Below are 4,014 nucleotides of genomic sequence, written 5' to 3'. Positions count from 1 at the left end.
CATCCCGACACTGACCTTCGGTACAGTGCGGGGCTTCTCGCAGGGAAGCTAAAAAAATCTCTTGTTAAACAACAAGAGATTTATCGCATTTCTCGGACTCATCAGATGAAACCCAACCCCTGACTTCTGCATCCTGCAGAAAGATCTTTGTTATTCAAATTTAACCGGCCCAACTGACCCAATGAGGGGAGGTTATTGACAACGGTTCCTCCAATTCCCATCGCTGGCTGCCCTCTAAAGAGATGTCTTGAGTGTCAGCAACACTCAAATCGGTGTTAACGATGGTGGCATCGCAAAGGTTAGCATTAGTCAAATCTGCCCCACCTAAATTAACCTCTTGGAGTTTGGCTTTGCTGAGATTGGCGTTGTGTAAATTTGCACAACGTAAATCAGCGTTACTTAAGTCCACCCCGGTTAAATCTGCACCACTTAAATCTGCACCAATGAGGTTGATTTCTGTGAGATTAGCTCCCACTAAATGAGCCGAGGTTAAATCCACATTGGTTAAATTGGCTTGGACTAGACAAGCACCGCTTAAATCTGTCTGTTTTAGGTTAGCTCCGCTCAAGTCTGCACGAGTGAGATTAATTCTTTGTAAACTTAGTCCCTCTAAATCAGCTTTGTGTAAGTTTACACCTTGGAAATTTCGTTGATTTTTGAGATAGTTAGCAAATAGTTGTCTTTCTTTCATAGCTATTTTCCCCCATTAATATGGTGGCCTCTCTTTCGCTTAATTGTTATCTATGACTGTCGCTTAAGTGGTTATTAATAATGATTCAAATTGAAGCGAAATATCAGCATTTAATGATTTAATCTTAAAATATTTTTAACAAGTTCACAGGGGTTAATGACCATAAATCAATAAGTCTTCACAAAAATTGATATTGCTTTATAATCTCTCTGTTAATTACGAATGCAAGAAAATTTTTCCCCTCACAGCATTTTTATGACTTGCTTCAAGTGAAAAAAGTTTAGACAGCGGAAAAATAAATCTTAGATTTAATGGGGTCAGGAATCATCGTTTTATCTCCTTCTTGCCAGTCTGCAGGACAAACCTCTTCGGGGTTGTTTTGGACGTGCTGTATTGCTTTAAGGGTACGGAGAGTTTCGGTAACACTGCGACCGAAAGAAAGATTATTAATTGTACAGTGTTGTATTATTCCTTCTCGATCAATAATGAATAAACCCCTTAAAGCTACCCCAGATTCTGGGTCTAGTACATTATAAGCAGTGCTAATTTCTTTTTTTAAGTCAGAGACCAAAGGATAGTTGATATCTCCTACCCCACCCTCGGTACGGGGACTTTGAATCCAAGCTAGATGAGAAAATTCGCTATCTACGGAAACTGCCAATATTTCTGTGTTAATCTTAGCAAACTCTTCGTAGCGATCGCTAAAGGCTATGACTTCGGTTGGACAAACAAAGGTAAAATCCAGAGGATAAAAAAAGAGGACAACATACTTGCCACGATAGCTAGAAAGCTTTTTTGTCTGAAATTCCTGATCAATAACAGCCGTTGCCTTAAAATCGGGAGCAACTTGCCCAACTCTCAAGCATCCTTCGATGGTCATCTTTTAGGCTCCAAAAATCAAATAAATGTGAAGATCGCAAGGATTAATATCCTGCTACAAATCTATCACAATTGTCAATGTGTTGTAATATCCCCAAGTTATCATATTATCATTTTACTTTTATCTAATTACAATAGTTTGTTATTTGTTGTTAACTATTTTTCTGTTCATTTTTGGTTCTTTTTCTGATTTTTCCTGGTTCAAGGGGAATATGGTTTGCTTTTTATTACTTTCAAAGGACTAATATTCAACTCCTCTATAGCGGCGTTTTTTACCTAGCTTTAAATCCTTCTGTTGTGCTGCCACTGTAGGAGATTGAGTTTTAATTTCTACACCTCTATACTTGTTGACTGTTTTCGGTTGCTCGGAACTAATAGACTCAACTACTGGTTGTAGCTCTTTGTCAACTAAAGTAAGGTTATTACTTTTCAGTAACCTCAGAATAGTTCCCCAATTTTCTTGAGAATGATTTTTTAACCATTTTTCTGCAATTTTTATTCCTTCTGATGGTTCAATATTAAAACGCATCAGCAAGATAGTTAAAACGCTGTTTTGGTGAGTGTTTTGCATCTGAGTGGTTCCCTGTGGTGTTTTCATGTCCATCTGTTCGTTAGTATTCCCATCGAGACACCGAAAATGAAACCAGCAGAGAAACTTTTTAGTTGCGATCGCTCGTATTTGTTTATCAGTTATCAGTTCACTGTTTATCTGGTTGGACGATCAACACCGAACAAGGAGCGTGATGTAACACATAATTACTAACACTGCCTAAGAAAAATTCTTGGAGTCCAGAAAGTCCCCTATGACCCATAACAATAACATCGGCGTTCCATTCATTGGCTATTTTACAAATTTTTGAGCCAGGACTACCATAAATTTGTTGAAATTCTGCTCTAATATCGGTGTTGATAGCTTTTCTTTGGTACGATTCTAACATTTGTACTCCAGATTTTTCAAAAGCTTCCCATTGTTCTTTCCAGGTTGTTAAAGTTAGATCGTTACCGGCGGCAGGATACATTTCCTTGAGATCGGAAGGAATTGGTAGGGGACTATTTTCTTCTTCTCCTGAGAGAATATGTAACAATAATAGGCTTGAATTTTTCTCTTGTTTGGCTAAGGATAAACCGTGATTAAAAACGATTTCTCTCATGTCTGACATATCTAAAGCGATTAAAATTTTTTGATACATTATTAATTTTGAAGATAAATAAATTTATTAGGTGATTTTCTCATGGTTTAGGAGACTTAAAATAATTAAGTCTCTAAAGTCTTAGTATTTCCGTAGTTCGGTAAGGGGAACCTGAACGGGCTATGGTGAGTCCAAGAATCCCTCACTGAAAGTGAAGGGAGCGTCAAGCCATTACCATACCACCGTCAACATTAAAAACTTGCCCTGTGATATAGGCAGCGGCTGAATCTGTGGCTAAAAATCTCACCATTCCTGCTACCTCTTCAGCAGTTCCTAAACGTCCCAAAGGGATAAACTTTAGAAGCTCGTCTGTTTTCACCTTTTCTGTCATGTCGGTGACGATAAAACCGGGGGCCACTGCGTTGACTGTAACACCTCGACTAGCCATTTCTTTGGCTACTGCTTTGGTTAAACCAATAACTCCTGCTTTGGCTGCGCTGTAGTTTGCCTGGCCGGGGTTCCCCATTTCCCCTACCACGGAGGAAATATTGATAATACGCCCACTTTTTTGTTTTAACATGGTTTTGGTGACGGCTTTGGTGCAGAGAAAAACGCCGGTAAGGTTCAGATCGATCACTGCTTGCCAGTCTTGGGTTTTCATCCGCATTAGGAGGGTATCACGGGTGATACCTGCGTTGTTGACTAAAATATCGATGCGCCCAAACTTATCTAGGGTAGTTTTGATGAGGTTGTCTACCTGCTCGCTGTTTGAGACATCTCCTTGAACTGCGATCGCTTCTCCTGAGCCTTCTGTAATCGATTTAACGACTTCTTCGGCTGCATCGCTAGAACTGGCGTAGTTGACCACTACTTTTAAACCCAGGGTTCCCAAGGCTAGGGCGATCGCTCTACCGATACCCCGTGATGCTCCGGTAACGAGGGCAACTTGTTCGTTGAGGGGTGGGGCGACAGTTGACATAATATTTCCCTTTTCTCGATTGCTTGACAATTATATTATGTTTTGAGATGTGAATATCTAATAATTTGAATCTTGTTGATCTGGAGTAATGTTTTTCAGGACATATTATGTTTGGTATTGCATCTATTACTTCTTTATCTCTGGTTCTAACGGTTTTAGTTGAAATATTTATGTAGTGTTACGGTAGCCGTTCATGGAGCCAGCAATGAGCAGATTTTCTAGCCAGTTGTAGGAGTAGTAAAATGAATTGATGTTCTCAAAGGGAGAATCCCGCGCACCACGAAGCGGATCTCTGATACTGTTGGCGAAAGTAATCTAAACGTATTTCAACATGA

Annotated in this window: 5 protein-coding genes; all 5 read right to left on the bottom strand. The window is 39.6% G+C overall.

The window, feature by feature from the left end; all coding sequences use genetic code 11:
- Positions 1-160: 160 nt before the first annotated feature.
- Positions 161-691: a pentapeptide repeat-containing protein gene (locus P9B04_RS16075; RefSeq protein WP_342055998.1), complete on the bottom strand. Its 531-nt coding sequence runs from the start codon at positions 689-691 to the stop codon at positions 161-163.
- Positions 692-971: 280 nt separating this feature from the next.
- Positions 972-1,571 carry a peroxiredoxin gene (locus P9B04_RS16070; RefSeq protein WP_342055997.1) on the bottom strand — a complete coding sequence of 200 codons (600 nt, stop codon included), beginning with the start codon at positions 1,569-1,571 and terminating at the stop codon, positions 972-974.
- Positions 1,572-1,811: 240 nt separating this feature from the next.
- Positions 1,812-2,168 (bottom strand): DNA repair protein, encoded by a 357-nt coding sequence (locus P9B04_RS16065; protein ID WP_342055996.1) that lies wholly within the window; start codon positions 2,166-2,168, stop codon positions 1,812-1,814.
- Between the two features lie 100 nt (positions 2,169-2,268).
- Positions 2,269-2,760, bottom strand: a complete 492-nt coding sequence (locus tag P9B04_RS16060) for a universal stress protein (RefSeq protein ID WP_342055995.1) — start codon at positions 2,758-2,760, stop codon at positions 2,269-2,271.
- Between the two features lie 163 nt (positions 2,761-2,923).
- Positions 2,924-3,679 (bottom strand): 3-oxoacyl-[acyl-carrier-protein] reductase, encoded by a 756-nt coding sequence (fabG, locus tag P9B04_RS16055; protein ID WP_342055994.1) that lies wholly within the window; start codon positions 3,677-3,679, stop codon positions 2,924-2,926.
- Between the last annotated feature and the right edge of the window lie 335 nt (positions 3,680-4,014).

The organism is Crocosphaera sp. Alani8 (assembly GCF_038442745.1).
GTDB lineage: Bacteria > Cyanobacteriota > Cyanobacteriia > Cyanobacteriales > Microcystaceae > Crocosphaera.
This window is presented reverse-complemented; position numbering and strand designations above follow the sequence as displayed.